Source organism: Pseudoxanthomonas sp. LjRoot143 (assembly GCF_964252945.1).
GTDB lineage: Bacteria > Pseudomonadota > Gammaproteobacteria > Xanthomonadales > Xanthomonadaceae > Pseudoxanthomonas_A.
Genome location: NZ_CAXUPM020000001.1, coordinates 4,257,674 through 4,281,575 on the forward strand (window position 1 = coordinate 4,257,674; position 23,902 = coordinate 4,281,575).

General features: G+C 68.2%; 21 protein-coding genes. 7 read left to right on the plus strand and 14 right to left on the minus strand.

Features of this window, described 5'->3' with window-relative positions:
* Positions 1-99 precede the first annotated feature (99 nt).
* Entirely contained in the window at positions 100-1,434 is a 1,335-nt protein-coding gene (locus ACSQ1W_RS20420) for a putative bifunctional diguanylate cyclase/phosphodiesterase (RefSeq protein ID WP_436045832.1), read from the plus strand.
* Between the two features lie 15 nt (positions 1,435-1,449).
* On the opposite strand, the gene ACSQ1W_RS20425 is transcribed toward ACSQ1W_RS20420, so the two are convergent.
* The 4 genes from ACSQ1W_RS20425 to ACSQ1W_RS20440 form a co-directional block, all read right to left on the minus strand.
* Positions 1,450-2,226, minus strand: coding sequence for an endonuclease/exonuclease/phosphatase family protein (locus tag ACSQ1W_RS20425; RefSeq protein WP_192274306.1), 777 nt, complete (start codon positions 2,224-2,226; stop codon positions 1,450-1,452).
* Positions 2,227-2,249: 23 nt separating this feature from the next.
* Entirely contained in the window at positions 2,250-3,074 is an 825-nt protein-coding gene (locus ACSQ1W_RS20430; RefSeq protein WP_436045834.1) for a thiol:disulfide interchange protein DsbA/DsbL, read from the minus strand.
* Positions 3,075-3,170: 96 nt separating this feature from the next.
* Complete coding sequence (locus tag ACSQ1W_RS20435) at positions 3,171-3,821, minus strand: thiol:disulfide interchange protein DsbA/DsbL (protein ID WP_192274308.1); 651 nt, start codon at positions 3,819-3,821, stop codon at positions 3,171-3,173.
* Positions 3,822-3,953: 132 nt separating this feature from the next.
* Positions 3,954-4,736 carry a c-type cytochrome gene (locus ACSQ1W_RS20440; RefSeq protein WP_436045837.1) on the minus strand — a complete coding sequence of 261 codons (783 nt, stop codon included), beginning with the start codon at positions 4,734-4,736 and terminating at the stop codon, positions 3,954-3,956.
* 129 nt (positions 4,737-4,865) lie between these two features.
* On the opposite strand from ACSQ1W_RS20440, the gene yihA reads away from it, so the two are divergent.
* The 5 genes from yihA to ACSQ1W_RS20465 all read left to right on the plus strand — a co-directional run bounded on the left by yihA (position 4,866) and on the right by ACSQ1W_RS20465 (position 11,233).
* Positions 4,866-5,465, plus strand: a complete 600-nt coding sequence (gene yihA / locus ACSQ1W_RS20445; RefSeq protein WP_436045839.1) for a ribosome biogenesis GTP-binding protein YihA/YsxC — start codon at positions 4,866-4,868, stop codon at positions 5,463-5,465.
* 83 nt (positions 5,466-5,548) lie between these two features.
* On the plus strand, positions 5,549-6,139 hold the full coding sequence (locus tag ACSQ1W_RS20450; protein ID WP_436045841.1) for a hypothetical protein: 591 nt from the start codon (positions 5,549-5,551) through the stop codon (positions 6,137-6,139).
* 140 nt (positions 6,140-6,279) lie between these two features.
* Positions 6,280-7,644 (plus strand): glutamate--cysteine ligase, encoded by a 1,365-nt coding sequence (locus ACSQ1W_RS20455; protein ID WP_436045843.1) that lies wholly within the window; start codon positions 6,280-6,282, stop codon positions 7,642-7,644.
* 167 nt (positions 7,645-7,811) lie between these two features.
* Positions 7,812-8,363, plus strand: a complete 552-nt coding sequence (locus ACSQ1W_RS20460) for an ECF-type sigma factor (protein ID WP_192274313.1) — start codon at positions 7,812-7,814, stop codon at positions 8,361-8,363.
* The gene (locus tag ACSQ1W_RS20465) at positions 8,360-11,233 is read left to right on the plus strand and encodes a protein kinase domain-containing protein (protein ID WP_436045845.1); all 2,874 of its coding nucleotides are present in this window, start codon (positions 8,360-8,362) and stop codon (positions 11,231-11,233) included. Before ACSQ1W_RS20460 ends, ACSQ1W_RS20465 begins: the two co-directional genes overlap by 4 nt.
* A gap of 65 nt (positions 11,234-11,298) precedes the next feature.
* Here ACSQ1W_RS20465 and ACSQ1W_RS20470 read toward each other — a convergent pair whose 3' ends face one another.
* From ACSQ1W_RS20470 to ACSQ1W_RS20510, 9 genes are all read right to left on the minus strand, one after another.
* On the minus strand, positions 11,299-12,990 hold the full coding sequence (locus tag ACSQ1W_RS20470) for a hypothetical protein (RefSeq protein ID WP_436045847.1): 1,692 nt from the start codon (positions 12,988-12,990) through the stop codon (positions 11,299-11,301).
* Between the two features lie 46 nt (positions 12,991-13,036).
* Positions 13,037-13,681, minus strand: a complete 645-nt coding sequence (locus ACSQ1W_RS20475; protein WP_436045849.1) for a DUF2272 domain-containing protein — start codon at positions 13,679-13,681, stop codon at positions 13,037-13,039.
* 45 nt (positions 13,682-13,726) lie between these two features.
* On the minus strand, positions 13,727-13,885 hold the full coding sequence (locus tag ACSQ1W_RS20480; RefSeq protein ID WP_436045851.1) for a hypothetical protein: 159 nt from the start codon (positions 13,883-13,885) through the stop codon (positions 13,727-13,729).
* Positions 13,886-13,936: 51 nt separating this feature from the next.
* Positions 13,937-15,190, minus strand: a complete 1,254-nt coding sequence (locus ACSQ1W_RS20485) for a hypothetical protein (RefSeq protein WP_436045853.1) — start codon at positions 15,188-15,190, stop codon at positions 13,937-13,939.
* A gap of 218 nt (positions 15,191-15,408) precedes the next feature.
* Positions 15,409-16,362, minus strand: coding sequence for a BadF/BadG/BcrA/BcrD ATPase family protein (locus tag ACSQ1W_RS20490; protein ID WP_436045855.1), 954 nt, complete (start codon positions 16,360-16,362; stop codon positions 15,409-15,411).
* Positions 16,359-17,516, minus strand: coding sequence for an SIS domain-containing protein (locus ACSQ1W_RS20495; protein WP_436045857.1), 1,158 nt, complete (start codon positions 17,514-17,516; stop codon positions 16,359-16,361). Before ACSQ1W_RS20495 ends, ACSQ1W_RS20490 begins: the two co-directional genes overlap by 4 nt.
* On the minus strand, positions 17,503-18,792 hold the full coding sequence (locus ACSQ1W_RS20500) for a D-tagatose-bisphosphate aldolase, class II, non-catalytic subunit (RefSeq protein ID WP_436045859.1): 1,290 nt from the start codon (positions 18,790-18,792) through the stop codon (positions 17,503-17,505). Before ACSQ1W_RS20500 ends, ACSQ1W_RS20495 begins: the two co-directional genes overlap by 14 nt.
* A gap of 13 nt (positions 18,793-18,805) precedes the next feature.
* On the minus strand, positions 18,806-19,711 hold the full coding sequence (locus ACSQ1W_RS20505; protein WP_192274321.1) for a DMT family transporter: 906 nt from the start codon (positions 19,709-19,711) through the stop codon (positions 18,806-18,808).
* Positions 19,708-21,792 (minus strand): glycoside hydrolase family 36 protein, encoded by a 2,085-nt coding sequence (locus ACSQ1W_RS20510; protein ID WP_436045861.1) that lies wholly within the window; start codon positions 21,790-21,792, stop codon positions 19,708-19,710. The genes ACSQ1W_RS20505 and ACSQ1W_RS20510 overlap by 4 nt, the downstream gene beginning before the upstream one ends.
* A 112-nt stretch (positions 21,793-21,904) precedes the next feature.
* Between ACSQ1W_RS20510 and ACSQ1W_RS20515 the strand changes: the two genes are divergently transcribed.
* On the plus strand, positions 21,905-22,999 hold the full coding sequence (locus ACSQ1W_RS20515) for an amidohydrolase family protein (RefSeq protein ID WP_436045863.1): 1,095 nt from the start codon (positions 21,905-21,907) through the stop codon (positions 22,997-22,999).
* Here ACSQ1W_RS20515 and ACSQ1W_RS20520 read toward each other — a convergent pair.
* Entirely contained in the window at positions 22,996-23,784 is a 789-nt protein-coding gene (locus tag ACSQ1W_RS20520; protein ID WP_436045865.1) for a DeoR/GlpR family DNA-binding transcription regulator, read from the minus strand. The two genes, ACSQ1W_RS20515 and ACSQ1W_RS20520, sit on opposite strands and share 4 nt — an antisense overlap.
* Between the last annotated feature and the right edge of the window lie 118 nt (positions 23,785-23,902).

Genomic DNA, 23,902 nt, shown 5'->3' on the forward strand with positions numbered 1-23,902 from the left:
GCAGCACAGGACGCCGGCATGTGCCGGCGTCCTGCTTCCGGCGCACGCCGGGTCGAGTAGGATGCCGAGGAGGTGGTCAGGGGCGGTCATCGGATGGGCATGCCGGTCGACAACATGAGTGCCACGGGGAGGGTGGACCACCGGCGTCGCCGTCGCGCGTTCCATCTGCTGTTGGCGACCGGGCTGATCATGGCGTCGCTGGGCCTCGGCTGGGGCGTGTTCTTCGCATCGCGTGGCGCGTGGGTCGTGGCAGCGGTGGAGACGGCGCTCGCGGTGCTGGGCGTGGTGGTGATCGTGATGGCGCGCCTCCGTCGCACGCGCGCGGCGTCGTGGCTGGCATTCACGGGCCTGTTCGCACTGCTGTGCTTCTTCTCGGCGTTCCTGGATGTCTCCACTGCAGCGGTTCCCAGGACGGTCCATGTTTTCCTGCTGGTGCTTGCCGTGTGTGCGCACCACGTGTTCCGCGATGAGCGGCCGTGGCTGCGCTACGGCGTGGTCACGGTGCTGATGGGCGTGTTCGTGTTCTTCGCCGCTGCGCCGGTCGGGACGCCGGACCGCTTCGCGATCACCGAAGACGTGCGGCGCATCGGCATCTGGATCAACCTGGCCACGGCGGCAGCCAGTCTCCTGATCGTGCTGCGGCTGGCCGAAACCGACGTCGCCGAACACCGCGCGCTGCACCGTGCCCTGCGCGATGCGCTGTCGCAACGCCGCTTCCTGCTGCTCTACCAGCCGCAGGTCGATGCAGGTGGCCACATCATCGGAGCGGAGGCCTTGCTGCGTTGGGATGATGCGCAACGCGGGCTGGTCCGCCCCGCCGATTTCATGCAGGCGGCAGAGGACACCGGCTTCATCCTGCCGCTCGGCCAGTGGGTGCTGCAGGACGCCTGCCGCCAGTTGGCGGAATGGCGGCGGGAGCCCGCGCTGCATCGCATTCGGCTGTCGGTGAACATCAGCGCGCTGCAGCTGCGGCAACCCGATTTCGTGCAGCAGGTGGACGATGCGGTGACGCGCAGCGGCATCGATGCCGGGCTGCTGACGCTGGAGCTGACCGAAAGCGTGCTGGTGCACGACATGGACGATGCCGTGGACAAGATGCGGGCGCTGCACGTGATGGGGGTGCGCTTGTCGCTGGACGACTTCGGTGCGGGTTACGCCTCGCTGTCCTACCTGCGCGACCTGCCGTTCGCCGAGATGAAGATCGATCGCGCGTTCACCCGCGGGATCGTGCGCGATGCGCATGCCGCCTCGATCACCCGCAACCTGCTGCAGATGGGGCGCGACCTCGGCATCGACGTGATCGCCGAAGGGGTCGAACAGGACGAGCAGTTCGCGCTGCTGGGTGAGCAGGGGTGCCGGCTGTACCAGGGTTACCTGTTCGGACGACCGATGGAGGCGGCGGCGTTCCGCCAGCGCGTGGCGGCGGCGCCTTGACGGGCCGCAGCGGGATCAGCGCAGCGCGCTGTCCGGCACGTCGATGTCCATCGCGAGCGCCAGATGATCCGAGTTGGCCGCCGGCATGGCGCGGGCGTTGTCGCCACGCAGGCCTTCGCTGAGCAGGATGTGGTCGATCGCGCGCTGCGGGCGCCAGCTGGGAAACGTAGGCACGCAGAAGGCGGGCGGACGCAGGCGGGTGCGCTTGTAGAGCAGCTCCATCTCCGGCGTGTCGGGCACGCAGTTGAAGTCGCCCATCAATACCGCGTGCGGATGGTCGGACAGCAGTTCACCGATGAAGGCCAGCTGCGAGCGACGCGAGTTGGCGCCGAGCGAGAGATGGGCGACGGCGACGGTGAGGCCTTCATCGCCGTCGCCGAAGCGCGCCACCAGCACGCCACGGCCGCTGATGCGGCCGGGCAGGCTGTGGTCGGTGACTTCCACCGGCTCGAGCTTGCTGAGCAGGCCGTTGGCGCTGCCCGCCACGCGCGCGACATTGCGGTTGGGCTGGTGCGTCCAGTAGTCGAAACCGGCGCGCTCGGCCAGATAGTGCGTCTGGTTGGTGAAGCCCGAGCGCAGGCTGCCGGGATCCGCCTCCTGCAGGCCGACGATGTCGTGCTCGCCGGCCAGCTGCGCGATCGCATCCAGGCTGCCGCGCTTGTTGCCCGCCGGCAGCGCGTGCGACCAGCTGCGGGTCACGTAGTCGCTGTAGCGGCGGGTGCTGGAGCCGGCCTGGATGTTGGCGCTGAGCAGGCGCAGTCTTCGCGCTGCCGCGGGAGCGGATTCGGTCATGGAAGTGGGGGCTTCCGTGGCGCTCAGCGCTGCGCGCGTTCCATGGCGACCAGGTGATCGGCGATGCGCAGCACGTCGGCGTAGGTCTGGCCGCCGGTGACGCGGTACTTGCCGTTGACGATGATGGTGGGGGTGCCTTCGATACCGGTGTTCTTCGCGAACTGCATGCCGCGGGCGACCTGCGCGTTGGTGCTGAAACCGTTCATCAGCGACACGAACTCCTTCGCGTCCACGCCGTACTGCTTGGCGTACCAGGCGGCGATGGTCGCCGGATCGGTCGGCGGCTGGCCTTCGCCCGGCAGCGTGCGCTGCAGGTGGATGGCGCTGAACACCGCGTCATGGCTCTTGTCGGCCACACCTTTGGCCTGGGCGGCGTAGTACGCCTTGGCGTACGGCGCCCACACCGGACCGAACACGACCGGCACGTAGGTGACGCGCACGTCGGCCGGCTGCTTCTTCTTCCACGCCGAGACTTCCGGGGCGAAGCGGGCGCAGGCCGGGCAGACGTAACCGAACATCTCGACGACCTCGACCTGGCCGTTGAGCGGCGCGAACGGCTGGCCGTTGGGGATCACGACGTAATCCGTGCCCGCGACCGGCGCCGGGCCCTGCGGCGGCAGGACTGGATTGGTGTTCGGCGCGGCGCTGGCCTCGGCGCTTTCGCCTGCGGCGGGCGTGGCGGTGTCGGCGGGCGCGGGGGCGGTCTCGGCGGCGGGCGTGGCGCTGGCGTCGGTCGCCGGGGTGGCCGGGGCTTCCGGGGTCGGCGTGGTGTCGGTGGAGGGCTTCGGGCCGCAGGCTGCCAGCAGCGGCAGCAACAGGGACAGCATCAGGACGTGGCGGGACTTCATCGCGCGAACTCCGGAGGATCAGGGAAAAGGGGTGCCGGTCAGGCCGGGGACATCACATTCTGCATGGCGCCCGGGGTGGCTGCCATGACGGTGTCATCACTTGCGGCCGCGTTCCCGGGCCACGAGGCGATCGACGATCTTCAGCATGTCGCTGTAGTTGCGGCCGCCGATCACGCGGTACTTGCCGTTGACGATGAGGGTGGGCGTGCCCTCCACGCCGGCCGCGCCCACCCAGTCGCGGGACTTGGCGAGCTGCGCATCGACCTCGGGGCCACGCAGGGCGGCCATGAACCTGGCCCGGTCGACGCCCTGGCTGGCGTAGAAGCCGGCGATCTCGTCGGCAGATGCATTCTGGATGGGCAGGGAGCCGACCTTGTGCAGGGCGTCGAACACGGCCTGGTGGGTGCGCTCCTGCACGCCCAGCTGTTTCGCGGCGAAGAACGCGCGCGCATACGGGATCCAGTAGCCTCCGAACGCTGCGGGCACCGGCGTCAGCTGCACGTCGCGCGGCAGCGTCTTCTTCCAGGCGGCGAGCGTGGGCTCCAGGTGGGCGCAGTGGATGCAGGTGTAGCCGAACACCTCGGCCACCTCGATCTTGCCCTTGGCGGGCGCGAAGGGAGTGCCATCAGGGATCACCACGTAGTCCTGGCCCTCGACCAGCGGGGCGGGCGCCGGCGGCGCGGCGAGTGTGGTGGCCGGCAACAGGGCCAGCAGGGTGATCAGCACAGGCAGCAGACGCGACGCCATCGGGACTCTTCCTCTGTATGCGGGCCCGCCGACCGGGCATCCGCTGAAAAAAGAAACGCCGGCCATGGTGGGGCCGGCGCGATGAACAGGAGCTTGAACCTCCGGTCGCGCGAGGCGACGGAGGTCCCGGGATTACTTGCCGCCGGCCTTGCCCGCCGCGAGATCGTCGGCGCGGGCGTGCAGGCCCTGCAGGTAGCTGGCGAGCGCCTGGATTTCCTGCTCGGTCAGCGGACCGGCGACCTGCGCCATGATGTTGAAGTGGGCAGCATCCTTCAGCGTGGTGGTGCCGGCCTTGTACTCGGTCAGGCGGCGCACGGTGTAGTCCTGCATCTGGCCGCCGATGTGCGGGTAGGCCGGGCCCGGGTTGCCGGCACCGGTCGGGCCATGGCACGCCATGCAGGCCGGCACGCCGCGCTTGGCGTCACCGTTGCGGTACAGCTGCTGGCCGACTTCGTAGAACTTCATGTCCTTGTAGGGGCCATCGGCGACGACGCTGTCGTCCGCCAGGCCGGCACCGGACTTCTGGGTGGCGAAGTAGGCGCCCACGTCGCGCATGTCCTGCGCGCTGAGCATCTGGGCGAACGGGGCCATCACGGCCGCCATGCCGGTATTGCGCTCGCCCGAGGCGAACAGCGCCAGCTGCTGGGCGACGTAACGCTCGCTCTGGCCGGCGATGCGCGGGTACTGCGGGTCGCTCGGGTTGCCGTCGGCACCGTGACAGGCCGCGCAGGCGGCCGCCTTGGTCTGGCCGGCCTTGGCGTCGCCCCAGGTGGTCTTGGCAAGGTTGATGTCCAGCGGCGCGGTCTCGACCGGCGCGTTGTCCGGCACCGGAACCACGGTGGTCTGTGCAAAAGCGACCGCACCCACGGCCAGTACGGCCAGTCCGGCAAGTCCAATAACGCGAGCGTGGCGCATGCTAAAGCTCCGAAACCCTTGACTGAGACGGCACCCGGAGGGGCCGCGAAACCGCCGAATTATCGTCGCGGCGGCCCGTTGCGGTCAATTCAGCATGGCGGACGGGCCGGCCCGTGCGATCCTAGCGGCATGTCGAACCCCCTGAATTCCGCCAGCTACCTGCTCTCCGCCCATACCCCGCGCCAGTTGCCGGAGGACGGCGGGTCCGAGGTGGCCTTCGCCGGCCGGTCCAACGCCGGCAAGTCGAGCGCGCTGAACGCGCTGGTCAACCACAACCGCCTGGCCCGCGTGTCCAAGACGCCGGGACGTACCCAGCAGCTGGTGTTCTTCCAGGTCCATCCCGAGCGTTATCTGGTCGACCTGCCCGGTTATGGCTACGCCAAGGTGCCGCAGGATCTGCAGGCGCACTGGCAGGCGTTCATCGATCGCTACTTCCGCACCCGCGAAGCGCTCAAGGGCCTGGTGGTGGTCATGGATATCCGCCATCCGCTGAAGGACTACGACCGCCAGATGCTGGGCTACGCGGTCCAGCGAGGCCTGCCCGCCCACGCGCTGCTGACCAAGGCCGACAAGCTGGGCCGCGGCCAGCAGGCGCAGGCGCTGCAGGCGGTGAAGAAGGACCTGTTCTCCTCCTTCGGCGACACCGTCAGCGTGCAGACGTTCTCGGCCGAGTCGAAGCAGGGCGTGGACGAAGCGCGCCTGGTCGTCGGCAACTGGCTGGGCCTGTAAGCGTCCGCCAGGCGGATCGTCCGCTGTCGGCCTTGTTCGTCGCATAGACCTCCACCCGGCATCCCGCCGTGGAGGAGTCCGCCATGCGTTGTATTCCCCTGTCCTCTTTCGTCCTGTTCCTGGTCGCGGGTGCGGCCCTTGCCGCACCTCCGCCGATCGCACCGGCGCGGGTGGCGGCCGAGCAACTGCAGGTGGTCTCGCCGGCGAACACCGATATCGGTGGCAGCGCGGCGCAGCGCTTCGCGCAGGTATTCCATCTGCCTGTCGAGGGTTACCTCAGCCATGTGATGGTGCCGGCCAACTGCGGTGCGGCCCGGCTCCTGCGGGTGGAGATCGAACTCGTCACCGGCGATGTGCCGAATGGCGTGGTGGTGGCCACCCAGGAGGTACCGGGCACGGCGTTGAATGCCTACGGCCAACCGGTGCCTGGCATGCGGATGGTGGAGTTCGCCCAACCGGCACTGCTGCCGCCTGGGCATTACGCGTTCACGCTGACCGTGCCTGCAGGACGCCGCACCGAATACTGCATGCTGTGGCTGGCGCCCTCCGGTGATACCTATCGATCCGGCAAGGCGTACTTCATTGCCCGCGGCAATCCGCCGCACTGGATCGAGCTGTTCGATGCGGCCGGCTCGCGCGATCTCGCGTTCCAGGTGTTCGTGCGCCCGCTCTGAGGTGCGGGTGCGCGCGATCGCGACCATGAATGGGATGCTGCGGCGTTCCGATGGCGATGAACGCGTGAGGGTGGTCACGTTATAGTGCCGCCCTTGCGGCGCCACCCGTCGGCGCCGCACTCCCCTTGCGAGCCCTGCCCTTGTCCAGCCCCAGCCACGTCGCCGACACGCTGATCACCGACCGTACCCAGCTGGTCGACTACATCGCCTCCGGCGAGAAGCCGGTGCAGGACTGGCGCATCGGTACCGAGCACGAGAAGTTCGGCTTCCGCCTCGACGACCTGCGCCCGCCGACGTTCGACGGCGACCGCGGCATCGAGGCGCTTCTGAAAGGGCTGACCCGCTTCGGCTGGGAGCTGGTCGACGAAAAAGGCCGCGTCATTGCCCTGACCAAGGACGGCGCGTCGGTCACGCTGGAGCCGGCGGGCCAGCTTGAACTCTCCGGCGCGGCGGTGGAGACCATCCACCAGACCTGCGTGGAAGTCGGCAGCCACCTGAAGGAAGTGAAGCAGGTGGCCGACGAACTGCAGCTCGGCTTCCTCGGCATGGGGTTCCAGCCCAAGTGGCGCCGCGACGAAATGCCGTGGATGCCCAAGGGCCGCTACCAGATCATGAAGTCGTACATGCCCAAGGTCGGCCAGCTCGGCCTGGACATGATGACGCGCACCTGCACGGTGCAGGTCAACCTGGACTATTCCAGCGAAGCGGACATGGTGAAGAAGTTCCGCGTGTCGCTGGCGCTGCAGCCGATCGCCACCGCGCTGTTCGCCGACTCGCCGTTCACCGAAGGCAAGCCTAACGGTTACCAGAGCTACCGCTCGCACATCTGGACCGATACCGACGCCGACCGCACCGGCATGCTCGACTTCGTGTTCGAAGCAGGCTTCGGCTACGAGCGCTACGTCGACTACATCCTCGACGTGCCGATGTACTTCTCCTACCGCGACGGCATCTATCACGACGCCAGCGGCAAGTCGTTCCGCAAGTTCCTGCGCGGCGAACTCGATGTGCTGCCGGGCGAGCTGCCGACGCTGCGCGACTGGTCCGACCACCTGACCACCGCGTTCCCCGAAGTGCGGATGAAGAAGTTCCTGGAAATGCGTGGCGCCGACGGTGGCCCGTGGAACCGGCTGTGCGCGCTACCTGCGTTCTGGGTGGGCCTGCTGTACGACGATGCCGCGCTCGACGCCGCGTGGGACCTGGTCAAGGATTTCTCGCTGGAAGAACGCCACGCCCTGCGCGACGGCGTGCCGAAGCATGCGCTGAAGCTGCCGTTCCGCGGCGGCACCGTGCGCGATCTCGCCCGCGAGGCGGTGAAGATCGCCATCGGCGGCCTGCAGCGTCGTGCGCGTCTCAACAGCAAGGGTGTGGATGAAAGCGGCTTCCTCGATGCGCTGGTCGAGATCGTCGAGGCGAACGAGACGCCGGCCGAGCGCAAGCTCGCGCTGTTCCATGGCGAATGGAACGGCGACATCGACCGCGTGTTCCGCGAGTTCGCCTACTAGCACCAAATCGGGGCGCGGAGATGGGGCCGGGCACGCCTGTCCTCGCTCCCGGGATCTTTGCGTTCATGTCAGCGATGGACCGGCTCGCAGGGAGACCTGCTGTCCGGTGACAGGGGGAGACGGCGCGGAGCGCCGTCGTGGCGCGTGGCGTAGCCGGCGAGCGACGCATGGATCAGGTTCCCGTAACCCAACTGCTCAAGCGCGCACGCGAAGGCGATGTCCGCGCTGCGGACGCCGTGTTCGCCAGCCTGTACGACGAACTCAAGCGGGCCGCGCACCTGCAGCTGCGCCGGCACCACGACAATCTCGACACCACCGTGCTGGTGCACGAAACCTATCTGAAGATGGCGACCGGCGAGCGCCTGGCCGCCAATGACCGCGCGCACCTGCTGGCGATGTCGGCGCGTGCGATGCGGCAGGTGCTGGTGGACCATGCCCGCATCGCCCAGGCGCAGAAGCGCGGTGGCGGCGTGGACGCCCTGACGCTCACGGCGCGGCTCGGGGGCGACGAGCGCGCCGTGGTCGAGGTGTTGGCGCTGGACGAGCTGCTCGACGCGCTGCAGCAGGCCGACGCACGCGCGGCGCAGATCGTCGAGCTGCGCTACTTCGGCGGCTACGAGGAAACGGAGATCGCGCAGATGCTGGGCATCAGCGAGCGCACGGTACGTCGGGACTGGCGCACGGCGCGCGCCTTCCTGCTGGCGGAACTGGGCAAGTGAGCGATTCCGATCTCGAACGCAGGCGGTGGGCGTTGGCCCTGTTCCGCGAGGCCGTCGAGATCGCGCCCGCGGAACGGCCTGCCTGGCTGGCCCATGCGTGCGGCGACGATGCCGCCCTGCGTACCGCGGTCGATGGACTGCTGGCGGCGGACGCCAGTTGCACGGAACCGTTCGCCGGCGACGCGCTCGCGTGGGGCAAGGCCTTCCGCGACGAGCACGGCGACGTGGCGCGCGATGCGCTGGTCGGCCGCAGCATCGGTTCATGGCGCATCACCGGCATCCTCGGCCATGGCGGCATGGGCGCGGTGTACCGCGTCGATCGTGACGATGGTGCGTATACGCAGCGTGCTGCGTTGAAGCTGATACGTGCCGGTACCGATTCGCAGGCGGCACGCGAACGCTTCCTGCGCGAGCGGCAGATCCTGGCGCGGTTGCGTCATCCGAACATCGCCACCCTGCTGGACGGTGGCATCAGCAGCGAAGGCGACCCGTGGTTCGTGATGGAACTGGTCGACGGCCAGCCGATCGACCGCTGGTGCGACGAGAGGCAACTCGGCCTGCGGCAGCGCATCGTGCTGTTCCTGCAGGTGGTCGATGCGGTTCGCCACGCCCACCGCAACCTGGTGGTGCATCGCGACCTGAAGCCGTCCAACCTGCTGGTCGACGGCGATGGCCGGGTGAAGCTGCTGGACTTCGGCATCGCCAAGGAGCTGGCCGAGAAGCAGCACACGGTCACGCTCGATCGCGCGCTGACGTTCGAGTACGCATCGCCCGAACAGCTGCTCGATGCGCCCATCACCACCGCCACCGACCTGTGGCAGCTGGGCGTGGTGTTGCACCGTCTGCTGTCGGGCTCGCATCCGTTCGGGGTGACGCGCGAGACGCCGGTGGCGCGCCAACTGCAGCAGCTCGAACGCGATCCGGAGCCGCTCACGCGCGCCGCTGCGCAGTCCAGCGACGAACAGGCCTCGCAACGCGGCGGGCATTCCCCCGCTTCGCTGGCGCGGGCGTTGCGCGGCAACCTTGCGCAGATCGTGCAGGCCTGCCTGCGGCGCGATCCCGAAGCGCGTTACGCCTCGGCGGACGTTCTGGCGAACGACCTGCGCGCCTGGCTCGACGACCGGCCGATCAGTGCGGTTGCGTTGTCGCGCACCGAGCGGGCACGCCTGTGGCTGCGCCGCAACCGGGGCCTGGCCACCGCGGCCGGCATCGTCGTGGTGGCGCTGTTCGCGGGCATCGGCGTGGCGCTGTGGCAGGCACATGAAGCGCGCGCGCAGGCGCGCATTGCCGAGCGCGAATCGGAGAATGCGCGCGCGACGCTGGCATTCCTCGCCGACACGCTCGCCGCGGCGGCACCAGAACAGGCGATGAGTACCGAAGTCAGTGTGCGCCAGCTGCTCGACCAGGCGCGCGCCAAGCTCGACCGGCGTGCACTCGAGCCCGGGGTGAGGCAGTCGATGCAGCGGATGCTGGGACGACTCTACCGTTCGCTAGGCGACGAGCAGCGGGCGGTGGAGCTGTCCTCGGCTGGGCTGAAGGGCGTGGTGCCGGAGACGCGCGAAGAAGCGCTCGCGCTGGCCGAGGATTGGGTGACGTACTCCGATGCGCTGGGGGATCTGGAGCGCAATGCCGAGTCCCTGGCGGCGGCCGACCGCGCGGTGGCCCTGCGCCGGCGCTTCGCCCCGGACGATCCCGAGCAGCAGCTGCGCGCCATGGCGCACCTGACGCTGGGCCATGTGGAGAAGTACGGCCTGGAATGGTGCCGCAAGCGTGCCGAATCCTCGCTCGCCTTCGCCAAGCGCATGCCGTCCCCGCCGGTGGAGGTGGTGCTGGACATCTATTCGGACCTCAGCACCGCGGCGAATTTTCAGAATGACCGGCATCGCCTGTTGTCGGTAAGCCGAGAGGGCTTGGCGTACGCGGACGCAAACGGCATCGCCGCGGACTCGCCGGTGCGCCGTACGCTGGTCAGGGGTCTGGTGTCCGGACTGATACTGGAAGGCAAGCCAGCCGAAGCGGAACGCGTGGTACGGCAGGCCATCGCCGACGCCGAGAAGACCGGCGGCTATGGCGGCACCAGTGCGACGGTGTGGTACCAGACGCTGGCGGAAACACTGGTGGGCCAGGGACGTTATCGAGAGGCACGGGAAGCCACGGACAGGAGCTACGTGTTCTCCAGCCAGCGCGGCGAGGGCCCGCGCAACCTGGCGATGTCGCTATCCAACATCGCCACCATCGACATCATGTATGGCGATTACGCAGCAGCGCTGGCGCGCTCGAGGCAAGGCCTCGCGCGACTGGACGAGGCGGGCGTCGCTCCCGACGACAACTTCCGTCGCACGATCGAGCGCGTGCATGCACGCGCGCTGGTGGCCAACGGCGCATTCAAGGAAGCCGGCGTGCGGCTGGAGGATCTGCTCGCACGCGCACGGCGCCTGGATGGCGACGCATCGGACGAGTATGCGCAGGTGCTGGGCGACCAGCTGAATCTCCATCTGCGGATGCATGACGTCGCGCGCAGTACCCCGCTGATCGCCGACCTGCGCACACGCATGGCACAGCGCGGCGTGCCGGACAGCCATGAGCAGTTCGCGTACTTCTTTGCGCTGGAGGCCTCCGTTGATCGCTTGCGCGGCGACGCGGTCTCCGCCGAGCAGCATCAGCGTGAGGCGCTCAAGCGCCTTCAGGCCAGCGCCAGCGACGTCGACGTGGCGATCGCCCGCGCGACCCTGGCGGACGACGTCGCCGCGCGCGGCGAAAGGAAGGAGGCGCGCCGGCTGCTGGACGAGGCGCTGCCGGTGATGCGGGAAGCCTTGCTCCCCGGCGAACGCAACCGCATCGCCGCGGAGGCGCTGTCCGCGCGCCTGTGACGGGACGGCGGATAGACGTCAGCGGGAGTTGACCAGGTCATGCGGTCCGTCGCGCCTGCACTGGATCAGTCCTCGCATGTCTCGATCCGCGTCATCGTGATGCTGGGACCTGTGCCGCCACAGGCCTTGGCGCCGGGACCCATCGCGCAGCCGGTGAGCGTGGTGTGCAGGTAGCCCACCTCTTCTCCCTCCTCCACGGTGTAGGTGCCGCTGAAGTCGGCGCTGATCACGCTGACCCCGGTCTTCCAGTGCATCTTTCCCGCGGCGTTGCCCGACGGGGTGAACGTCATGCCGCTGGTGACGCCACCTCCGCAGCCGACGCCCTGGATCGAGAACGGCTTTGCCAGGTCGCAGACGTCCTTGCCGCTGACGCCCGAACACCCGGGAAACACTGTGATGCGGTAGGCATGCATCTCCCTGGTATCGAACTCCAACGTCGCCCGCCCCACGCCGCGTTTGCTGCGGGCCTCGAATTTGATCGTGGCTGCCTCGTCCTTGTTCGCCGGGCCCGTGTAGGCGTACTTCGCATCGGCCGGTACCTTTCCGCTCGCCGGCTCCAGGCTGGAACCGCCGCTCAACGTGGCCGTCACGGTGCCGCCTGCCGGGGCGCCGTCGGACTTGGCGCGCGGCATCGCGTCCACCTGATAGTGGGTGGAGGGCTTGGCGCCTTTGCGCTTGGCGGGACTGCTGGTGGCCTTGAGCTCCACGCAGCGACCGCTTTCCCAGGGCGTCTGTTTGCCGGAGCCGCGCAGCATCATCTCGGCAAAGAGGGTCTGGATCAGTTGCGCGCCCTGCATCAGTTGCTGGGTGCGCTGCACCTCGTCGGGCCGGAAGATACTGAAACCCTGTTCCCCCCGGTTCTCGAAGGTCTCGCGACCACCACGCGACCAGCCGGCACTGATGTCGACGTGCTGCGAGGCATAGTTCTCGTAACCGCCCATCCTCAGGTCCATCTTCGAAGACGATCCGTCGGGCCCCTGCATCAGCTGGGCATCGTCGTCCAGCCAGCGTTCGTAGACGAACTTCGAGTGGACGTAGCCCCCGGTGCCCTCCTTGCCGGTGACGCGCACGGACGAGTCGACGTCCGACACCACGGTGACCTTGCCCTGTGCGTCCGGGCAGGCGTCCATCTTCATCTTCATCTTGATCTTGCCGGTCAGGCCGTCGGCGATCTTGCCTTCGTACGTGTACTCCTGGCTGATGCTGCCGTCCGAACCGATGGTGACCTGCGCAGCGCCTTCCTTGCCGCCGAGCTTGATGGGTCCTTCCTTCGCCAGTTCGGCCAGCTTGTCGTCGGAGGCGTCGGCGACCATGCCGGACAGCAGGCCGCCGGTCATGAATCCGCCGAAAGTGCCCATGCCCAACCCCAGGAAGCCACTCGACATGCCTTCGCCGGTGAACGCGGCGGGGATCATCTTCGGGACCTGCGCCTGTGTGCCGCGCGCCTGTCGTTCGTAGTCTTCCGCCAGCGCCTTGAGCGCGGCCACGGTCTGCGCTTCGCCACCGAGCGCGTCTTCGACGCCGGTCGCCTGCAGCAGCCGGTAATGCAGCCAGTAGTCGAGCGGGCGTAGTGCCTGCAGCGAAGGCTCCGGTCCTTCGGTGACGAACGCGTCGAGCTGCGCCTGTGTCGGTATCCTCGAGTCCGACGACGCGTCTGTCGTCGGGTCGTCGGTGCCTTGCGTGCATGACGCCAGCGAAAGGGCCAGCCCGGCAAGCGCGAGCAGTACAAACCCACGAACGTGTTTCGATGGCGTCACTTGCGGTTCTCCGAGGCTGTGGGTGTGCACAAGGCGCCCTGTGCGATCAGGGGGTTCCAGCGAGCAGCGATGGCGCATCGGGTGTCCTGAGCTGCAGCAGGGCCGCCCAGTCCTGCCGGTTGAGGTTGCATTGCGCGGGTGCGTCAGGACTGCAGGGCGCGTCGCCTGTGCCACGCATGGGCAGGTCGGCGAAGCGGCCGGCGTCGTCGAGCCGCAGCATCCTCAACGCGACCGTCTGTTGCACGTTGCCGCCGACCAGCCACGCGATGCCGGCCTGCGCCGCCACCACGATGTCGCAATGCATCGGCAGTCCCGCGCCGCCCGCATCCAGCACGTTCACCAGGCCCGCATGACCCAGTGCGCGCGTCTGACCCCGCACGTAGCACAGCATGTCGCCCGGCGACGGTGCCGCGGCCTGCGGTGCGACAAGGCGGTAAGGGCCGGCACCCGGGCGCAGTGCCGCCCGCACGTAATCCACATGGCGGGACGACGCGCTGAAGCCAGGCACCCGCGCCTGCCGCATCACCCACGACACGAACGCGGCTGACCACGGCGTGTCGACCACGAAGCTGCGGCACGCAGCGCCGGCCTGCCCGCAGCCACTGCCCAGCCCGCTGCCGTTCCAGTAGGCCGCGACCTTGCGCCATGCCTGCGCGCCATCAGCAAGGACATCGTTTTCCGCTTCGTACACCGCCTGTCCACCGGCGCGGCCGTCCGCATCGATGAAGGGGCGGAACTAGGCGTGGTTCTCCTGGCAGGCGATCGCGGCGATGCGCGTGGCGACGTCGGTCGATGCCAGTTGCGTGCGCAGCTGCGGGCAGGGATCGGTCGCGTTGGCCGGCAACGCGTACAGCAGGATGGAGCAGGCGAACAGCAGTAGCAGGGTGAGCTTCACGGGATGTCATCCATGGCAGTGCGGGCAGGCGCGGCCTGCCCGCGGCGGGCATCAGAAGTTCCGCATCAGGCCGCGCAGCAGCTTCTTCGCGCCACCTTCTTCCTTCTTCTCCGGGGCCTGCTTGCCGTCGCCATCCCCTTCGTCGGAAGGCATGCCACCCATGTCGCCGAAGTCCATGCCCAGCATCGCCACCGTGGTGGCCTTGGTGCGCACGCGTACGTTCCATTCCGGATCCCACGGCTGCTTCGGGTCCGTGGGCTTCGGCGGCCAGGCGATGTTGGTTTCGGGGCCGTAGGCGATCATGTTGAGCGAGGCGAAGCCGCCCTGCTCACCGCCCTTGGCGGTGTTCTTGAAGATGCCCTGTGGGATTGCGCAGCTGGTCGTGCCGGGCGCGAGCAGTACCTTCTGCTTCAGCCACCGGTCGATGTAGGAACCGGTCAGGTAGTTGACCAGCTCATGGCCGGCGCCGGCCACCTCGGCGCTGCTCCATGTGGTGAAGTTGCGTTCGTCCTGCATCGCGATCGCGTTGAGGAAGTAGGCTTTCGCGCGATCCACCGGCTGCCAGCTCAGGCCGATGCTGTCGGTCAGTTCGCCGCGCGTCTGCAGTGCGATCTTCGGCATGAAGTCCGCGCTCTGTCCCAGCTCGAACTGCAGCGAGGCCGGCACGCCGTCGCCGGTGATGCGGTGCTGGCCGACCATCGAGGACCGTTCGCCGACGCGCCGGTTGTTCTTCAGGTTGGGCCACAACGCGTAGCTGGGATTGACGTCGATGTCGCGGTCCGGGACGAACAGGCCGGGCGCGATCGCGCCGTCCTGCTGGAACTGCCCGTTCTTGATCTTGAGCGTCATCACCTTCGGCTGCCCCGGGCGCACGGTGGTGCCGCAGCCCCAGTACTGGCGGATGGTCACTTCGATGTCATGCATCTCGTGTTCCTTCGGCTCCTCCACGTTCTTGCCGGGAGGCGGCGGCTGCAGTGTCAGCGCCTTGCCGACGCCGAGGCCCGCCGGTACCGCCTGCTCCGCGGGTATGCCCGGCTTGAGGCGGTTGTGCATCGCGATGTCCAGCACGTGCCCCTGGGTGGCGGGGATGTTGCGCGACTGCGGATAGCCCTGCGGGCCTTTCTCGCCCCCCATCATCCTGCCCGCGAGCCCGCCGAGCATGCCCATGTCGGGCATGCCGGCCATCGAATGGGTGGCGACGTCGATCCACACCTGCGTTTCCGGCCCGGCAGGCGGCGCGCTGCTGGCGGGCAGCGCGATGATCAACGCGGTGGCGAGGGCGAGTTTCAGCGGGGGTCGGCGCATGGCGTGCAGCTCCTGGGATAGGCGATGGGGTGGTATGCGAAGAACCGCATCCACAGGGGACACGCAGCGGAAAGCCGGGATCGGTCCCGGAGCGGGACCGGACGCTCAGGCGCCGACGAATGGCATCGCGACGGCCGATACCCGTGCACGGGGCAACGGCCGGCGGCACGTACGCGCGCCGGGGATCAGGGGCCTGGAATCAGGAACAGACGCGGGCGTCAGGCCGCGAGGACGGTCCGGTGCGCGAGCAGGCGCGCATAGAGAGCCGCCCCGTAGTGGGGCTCGTGCAGCGGCGTCTGCAGGGTGAACTGGGGCGAGGCGGCCTGCAGGGCAGCGGCGAAGGGCGCCATCAGCAGGTCGCCCGCGCTGAAGGCCCCGCCGGAGTACGACACGGCGATGCGCTCTTCACTGTCGAAGGCGAGCCGCTGGCGGATGGCCAGCACGATGTCGGCCAGCTCCTGCCCGGCGCGCGCGTAGATGTCCAGGGCCGCACTGTCTGCTTGTCGCGCCGCGTCGGCGACGATGCGCGAGATCTGCGCGATCTCGGCACGTGTGCCCACGCCGGGGCCATAGATGCGCGCGCAGAGGTCCAGATCGGACGCGAGTTCGAGGCGTTCGTTGACGAGGGCATGCAACGGCCCTTTCGGCAGGCGCCCATCGCTCATCCGCGAATACGCGTTCAGCCCCTGCACCGCGATCCAGTAGGCTGAGCCTTCATCGGAGAATGTTTCGCCCCAGCCGCCGCCGCGCGCGTCCACGCCCTGGCGCTGGCCGTAGCCGATCGATCCTGTGCCGGCGACGATGTTGATGCCGTCACCGCAGGCCAGCGAGCCAGCCCAGCCGCAGACCATGTCGTTGTCGCAGCGGTAGCGGTCGTGCCCGAGGATCTGCGCCGGAATCGCATCAAGGCGCGCCGTGGCATGGGTATCCTCGCCATGCGCCGGCAGGCCGAAGAACGCATAGGCGATCGCGCCCGCATCGGCCACCGCCACTTGCCCCAGCACGGCGGCGATGCCGTCCGACAGGATCTGCTGTACGCCGTCGAAGCCGACTTCCGGATGGTAGGTGGTGCCCGTCTGGGTCTGCGCCACCAACTGGCCGTCGTCGTCCATCAGCGCGAACCGGGTCTTGGTTCCACCGCCGTCGACGCCCAGATAGAGGCCTCGGGTCATGGCACCGAATGCAGGCGGACGCCCTGCACGACGCGGTTCACCGTGCCCTGCTTGTTCGGATTGTCGGGCGACAGTCCGAGCGCGCGCGATACGTGGAACGCGAACATCTGGGCGACCGTGACGTAGGGCCACAGCAGGTCGACGTCGTCGGCCTCGGCGAGGAATGGCACGGGGATGGTGTCGGCCGTGGCCTCGGTCCGCGGTTGCGCACTGACTTCGATGACGCGCGCGGCCACACGATCGCCGCGCAGCTCATCGACCAGGTCGTGGTCGTACTGGCGCGTCAACGGATCGTTGGACACGAACACGACGACCAGCGTGCGCGCCTGCAGGAAGGTCTTGGGGCCATGACGGAAGCCGAGCGGCGTGTCGTAGCAGGTCGCCACGGCGCCATTGCTGAGTTCGCCCAGTTTCAACGCCGCCTCGCGCGCCAGTCCCTGCATCACGCCGCTGCCGAGGTAGACGACGCGCTCGTAGCCCGCCAGCGCGAGCGCCTGCGTGGTCGGGCCGGCGTGGTCGATGGTCTGCGCGGTGGCGCGACTGATCGCCGGGATGCGCGATTCCAGTCGGGGCGTGCCGATGAAGGCGGCGAGCGTGGCGTACATCATGCAGCTGAAGCTGGAGGTCATCGCGAAGCTGGCGTCGTGCGTTTCCTCGGGCAACTGCAGGGTCAGCAGGTGGCGCGCCGGCGCGCGACCGAGCGCACCCTCGGGATTGCAGGTGACCACGAGGTGGCGCACATCGGCGACGATCGATTCGACAAGTGCGACGGTCGCGAGGCTCTCGGGGCTGTTGCCCGAGCGGCCGAACGACACCAGCAGCAGCGGCTGTGCCGGATCGAGGTGCAGGTGCGGTGCGCTGACGATATCGGTGGTCGGCACCGCGTCGACGCGCGCCGGCAGGTGGCGGTCGAGCAGGGGTGCCAGGCACTGGCCGATGTAGGCCGACGTGCCTGCACCGGTCAGGATGACGCGCGCGCGCGGATCCTGCGCGATGGGTCCGGCGAACGCGTCGATCTGCGCCTGCAGCCCCGCGAGAAGCGCGTGCGTGCGCTCCAGCATCAGCGGTTGCTGTTCGATCTCGCGCGCGGTCCACAGCGCGCCGCCGGCCTGGAGGTCGGATTCGGGGACGCCGAGGTGGTCAGGGGTTTTCATGGGGATGGCAGGCATGATGGTAGTCGTCCAGGACGGCACTGACATGCGCCATCGCCAGCGACTGCGGATCGGACGTCGCGCGGTCGTGGCGGAGGGCGTGCAATGCGTGGGGGAGGTATTGGCTGATCAGTGGCAGCGGCGGCGGGTTGTCGCGCAGGTTGGCGAACAGCCGCGCGCGTGCCGCTTCGATCACCGGATCGGGCCAGTAATAGCGGATGCGGTCGCTCAGGCTGTACTGCAGATCGACCGTCAACGCATCGCCATCCGCGTGGTAATACCGCTGCCAGTGCTTCGGCTGTTCGCGCATGCGTTGCAACGCAACGTCGCGCAGGTTGGCGCGCTTGCCGGGCGCGATCCAGTCGCGTTCGATGGCATCGAGCGCCCACAGCGCCTCGCGCAGCGCGAAGGTCAGGCCGGGGCCGACTTTGAGGATGGCGAAATGGTCGCGCACCAGCGCCTGCAGTGCCTCGCGCGTCTGGTAGTCGGTGGAATGCGCTTCGTACACCATGCCCTGCAGCGGCACGATGGCGTCGCTCAGGGTCCGCGCCTTGTCGGGCGCATAGTCGATGACGTCATGATGGTCGAACTCGACGCCCGGCTGCACGACGGAGGCGATGACGCGTTCCCACGCGCGGCCGAGGCCGGCGGCAAGGAATGCTTCGCGGTGTGCCTCGATGGTCGCGCGCGCTGCGGCTGGCGTGGTGGTCTCCAGGCCCTCGATGGCTTCGGTGGCGCCACCCGGCACCGGCACTTCGGTACCGATCACGTACACCGGCGGTTCGCCGCCTGCCTGGCCGTAGGCTGCTTCCGCGGCACGGCACAGGCGCACGGCACGGCGCACGATCTCGCTTTCCGGCAACGGCGTGGGATCGCCGGCGCAGGCCATCGAGCAGTCGAGGTGGATCTTGCGGAAGCCGGCCGCGACGTATGCCGCGACCATCACCTCGGCCTTGTCCATCGCCGCGTCCGCGTCGAGCGATGTCCATGGATTCGGGCCCAGGTGGTCGCCGCCCAGCGCGATGCGCGCGGTGTCGAAGCCGGTCCGCCCGGCGATGCCGTGCACGAAGGCGACGAAATCCGCGGGCGTCATGCCGGTATAGCCGCCGTCCTGGTTGACCTGGTTGCAGGTGGCCTCGAACAGCACCAGCGGTGATGCGTTCTCCGCGGCGTGCCGCAGCGTCGCCTCGATGACGATCGGGTGTGCAGAGCACACCGAGGTCACGCCGACGGCGTGGCCTTGCTTGTGGCGGGCGATGAGGTCGAGCAGGGCATGCATGCGGTCGTTCCGGTCAGGCGTCGTGCGGGGTAGGGCGTTCGGGTTCCAGCACCAGCAGCAGCGAGGCAATCAGGGCCAGCGCCAGGCCGACCATCTTCAAGGGGCCTGGCACGACGCTGGCGAACACCAGCGACAGCACTGCCGTCACCAGCGGCGCGCCGGCATTGGTGAGCGGCGCGACGACGATCGCCTTGCCGTAGCGGAAGGCGTACACCAGCATCAGTGCGCCGACCGCATTCAAGACCTGGATCGCCGCGGTCATCCACGGACCGTCCAAGCCGGTATTGATCGGCTGGCTCCAGTCGGTCATCGCCCATGCCACCGGGGCCAGCAGCAGAGCACCGACCATCATGTAGAAGAAGATGCTTTCGGCGCTGACCGTGTGGTTGGCCAGCTTCATGAAGTACGCCTGCACGCCCCACGCCGCCATGATGATCAGCGCCAGCGCGAACCAGCCCAGGCCTTGCGTGCCACCGCCGAACGACAGGTCGAGCAGCGGCAGCGCGACCAGTGCCAGCACGATGCCCAATGCGCCCATCCAGCCGGTACGCTCGCGCAGCAGCGCGAACGACAGCACGATGGTGATGACCGGCGACAGCGAGATGATCGGGAAGATGAAGTAGGCCGGCCCGATGGTCAGCGCCTTGAACAGCAGCATCTGTCCGCCGGCGCCCAGCAGGCCGATCGCCAGGCCGTAGGCGACCGCGCGCGGCGAGCGGTCGAGTTGCCAGCCGGTGCGCCACAGGATGAACAATGCAGGGGGCACCATCGTCAGCGACCACACGCAGTACACCAGTGTGTCGGGGAAGCCGCGCTGTGCCGACAGGCCGGCCAGCGCGCCCCACACGCCCCACAGCGCGACGGTCGTCAGTGCATAGGCCAGCCAGCGGCGGCGCGGTGCGGCGTCGACGGCACTCATGCGGCGGCCTCCGGCGTGGCCTGAAGCAGCAGGAAGCGGCTGAAGCCGGCGCGCAGCGCGTTCGCCTTCGCATCGACCGTGCCGAGATCGGTACCGTTGAACAGGTTGCGCACGCGGTAGCGGCCTTCACCGAGTCCGCGCAGTTCCAGCGTGCCGTTCCAGTCCTTCGCATAGAAGGCGTAGTACATCGCTCCATCCTTGGCGATGGCGTGCGTCTCCGGCGCATCGAAGCCGATGTCGTACAGCTCGCCGCGATAGTCGCCCAGCGGCAGCATGTGTTCCCGGTACAGCGCGACCCACTTCTTCCACAGCACTTCCTTTTCCGGCGTCAGCACGTAACCGCCATCGGGCAGCGGTGCAGTCGGATTGTCGGTGTCGCGCGGCCAGGTGAACTTGGACGAGATCACGGCGCCGATGCCGACACTGGACGCGAAATCGTCGCGGCCGTCGGCCAGTTCCACGTGGTCGCCGGCATAGCTGCTGCCGCGACCCATCAGCGCCTTGACGCTCTTGCCCTTGCTGCGCACCTGCCAGGACGACAACGGGTCGGAGGACGGGAACTGGTCCGTCGCCGGCAGGTTGTGGAAGGCGAACGCGGTGCCGCACGGGCACAGCTCGACCACGGCGTCCGGATTGATATCGTGCGCGGCCTTGTAGATCGCGTTCCAGAAGTCGGGCAGCTTCTCGCAGGAATCGTTCGGGCTGGCGTGCTTGTGCGCCGGGTTGTGGCACGGCGCGACCGCGTTGAGATGCTGGCCGTCGAGCTTGATGCCTTCGAAGCCCCAGTCGCCAATGGCCTTCTTCACCAGCGCGACGTAGTAGTCGATGGTGGGCTGGTAGGCCGGGCATTGGGTCAGCGCATTCCACCAGCTGACCTTCTGGAAGGAGCCGTATTCGTCGAGCAGCAGCATGTCGCTGTGTTTGTAGAGGACTTCGCTGCCGGGATCGGCGGCCAGCGGCGCCAGCCACAGGCGCGGGCGCAGGCCCTCGGCGCGCACCGCCTTCACGAATGCACGCATGTCCTCGTCGCCGCGCGGGAACTTCCTGCGGTCGATCTGCCAGTCGCCTTCGTTGGTCTGCCAGCCATCGTCGAGCACGGCCCACTGGAAGCCGACCTCGCGCACCTTCGGCAACGTCGCCAGGATCTGCGCAACGGTGAAGTCGCGCTCGTAACCCCAGGCGCACCAGGTGGACTCGAAGGCGGAGGCCGGCGCCTGCGGCGCGGCGATGCCTTCGGCCTTCATGAAGTCGCGGTAGAGGACGAGCGGAGCGAAATGGTCGCCGGTGTGCGCACACAGGAAGGTGCGCTCGGTGGAGAGCGCCTGGCCCGGCGCCAGTGTCACCGCCTGCGCGCCTTCCACGGCGATGCTGGCGCCCTTACCGGTCTTGCGTACCGGCAGGTCGAGCGTGCGCGGCACGGGCTCGACATGGCCGACGGCCAGGCCCACGTCGCGGCGCCAGATGTTCGCGACCGGCGTGCCGCCGCCGTAATCCGATGCGTCCATGCCCAGCGTGTTGCGCTGGTCGAAGTCGTTGCCGAGCGGCTGCACCCAGTCGCGCCGGTCTTCATGCGTGGTGCCGGAGAAGCTCCAGAAGCCGCCCGGCGCGTCGGTCAGTTCGTGCGCGGCCGAACGCCAGCCCGCCACCTCGACCGGCTGGGTGCCGGCGTTGCGGTAGCGCACCTGCATCAGCGCCAGTCCGGGAGACTGTTCGAAGAAGGTCACGGCGACCTGCTTCTCGATGCCCTGCTTCGATACGCCGGTGAAGACGTGGCGCAGGCCGGCGCCATGGCGCGCGTCGGTCACCGCTTGCCGCTCCTCGCCACTGAAGGCAAAGGTATCGATGGCGCCGCCGTCCTTCAGCAGCAGCACTTCGCTGGCCTGGAACGGTGTCAGGGTCTTGCCTCGGTAGGCGACGCGGGTGCGCATGGCGCGATCGAACGTCAGCGACAGCAGGGCATCCTGGGCCGTCATGGCGGCGCTGCCGGCGGCCAGGGCGCGGCCCGGCATCCAGGGCAGGGCGGCCAGGGCGGCGCTGCCGACGGCAAGCTTCAAGACGGTGCGGCGACCAATGGGTGGCATGGGCGGCATTCCGGTTGAGGTGCGACCGATTGTGCGCGAGTCCGTGGAGTTGATGCAACACTTTTGTTGCGATATGTTTCGTTTCAGGTTTCGTTACGGTGCAGGTAGCGTGATGATCAAGCGGTGGAAAGTGGCGGCCGCGGCCGCCGTCCTGGGCTGGGTAGGCAGTGGTCTGGCGCAGCCGTCGTCGACGCCCTATGGCATGGACGATTTCGCACGCGTCCCCAAGTTCGACGCCCATGTGCACGCCAACGTCGACCATCCGGCGTTTCTGGAACAGGCGCGCCAGGACGGATTCGAGCTGATGTCGATCAATGTCGACTACCCGGACTTCCCGAGCATCGCCGACCAGCATGCCGCGGCGATCGCGCTCGCCAAGGCCGATCCCGCGAGGCTGCACTGGGCGGCGACGTTCTCGATGGACGGCTTCGGCAAGCCCGGCTGGGTCGATCGCGTCAACGCCGGTCTTGCAGAAGCGAAATCCGAAGGCGCGCGCGCGGTGAAGATCTGGAAGAACGTCGGCATGATCGAGAAGGACGCCGACGGCCGGCTGATCATGCTCGACCATCCCGGCCTGTCGCCGGTGGCGGAGCAGGTGCACTCACTCGGGCTGGTGCTGATCGGCCACCAGGGCGAACCGCACAACTGCTGGCTGCCGCTGGAGCAGATGACCACGGACAACGATCGCGAGTACTTCCGCAACCATCCGCAGTACCACATGTACCTGCATCCGGATCAGCCCAGCTACGACGACCAGATCGCCACGCGCGACCGTTTCGTCGCGGCGCATCCGGGACTGCGCTTCGTCGGGGCGCATATGGGCAGCTTGGAGTACGACGTCGATCGCTTGGGCGCGTTCCTGGATCGGTTCCCGGACGTCACCGTCGATCTGGCCGCGCGCATGAGCCAGGTGCAGTACCAGTCGTTGCGCGACCGCGAGAAGGTGCGCGGCTTCTTCATCCGTTACCAGGACAGGCTGCTCTACGGCACCGACCTGACCGTCAATCCGGACACCGAGCCGGCCGAGTTCCGGGCGGCGGCGCACGCCGTATGGACCGCGGACTGGCGCTATCTGGCGACCGATGGGGTGCAGCGCGTGGACACGCTCGATGCCGATGTGCCCGGACTGGCGTTGCCGCGCGAGGTCATCGACAAGGTCTACTACCGCAATGCCGTGCGCGTGTTCGGCACCGCGTCGCGCAATTAGGCGAGGATGATCTCGAAGCCGAGCTGTTCGGCCGCCTGGACGATGTCGCTCGGCGCACCGCGGTCGGTGATCAGTACGTTGAGGTCGCCGACCGGCACGATGCGGTGCAGGCAGATCTTGCCGAACTTGGAGCTGTCGGTGATCGCGACCACCACGCGCGCCGCTTCCACCATCTTGCGGTTGAGCATGGCTTCCGGCTCGTAATGCGTGGTGATGCCGCGCTCCAGGTCCAGGCCGTCCACGCCGAGGAACAGCATGTCCACGTGCAGGGCGTCCAGCGCCTCGACGGTCAGTCCGCCGTAGAAGGCCATGTTCTTGCGGCGCAGCTCGCCGCCCAGCATGACGATGTTGATGTTGTTCTTGGGCGCCAGCGCGCCGAGGACGCCGAAATCGTTGGTGACCACGGTGACGTCGATATTCGGCAGCGACTCGGCCAGCTGGATGGCGGTGGTGCCGGAATCGATGGCGATGGTATCGCCGGCCTTGACCAGTGCGGCCGCGCGCTGGCCGATGCGCCGCTTTTCGTCCAGGTGGGAGGTCCGCTTGGCTTCGTAGTGCGGCTCGCTGCTGGCGCTGCTGCTGGTACCGATCACGCTGCTGTCGATCGCGCCGCCGTAGGCGCGGGCCATCACGCCGCGCTCGGCCAGGTAGCGCAGGTCCTTGCGCACCGTCTGCATGCTCACCCCGAACCGGCGGGCGAGCGTGGCCACCTGGACGCTGCCGTGCTGGCGCACGAGCTCGCTGATCTGCAGGCGGCGTTGGCTGGTATCACGGGTGGCGGACATGGGACCTCCTTGTAGCGCGAGCAGTATGGATTATTTCGTTACATTTCGCTATTGATACAAAACGAAACATGCTATAGGCTCGGTTTCGTTTGGTTGCGTAACAAAACTGCCACCTTCT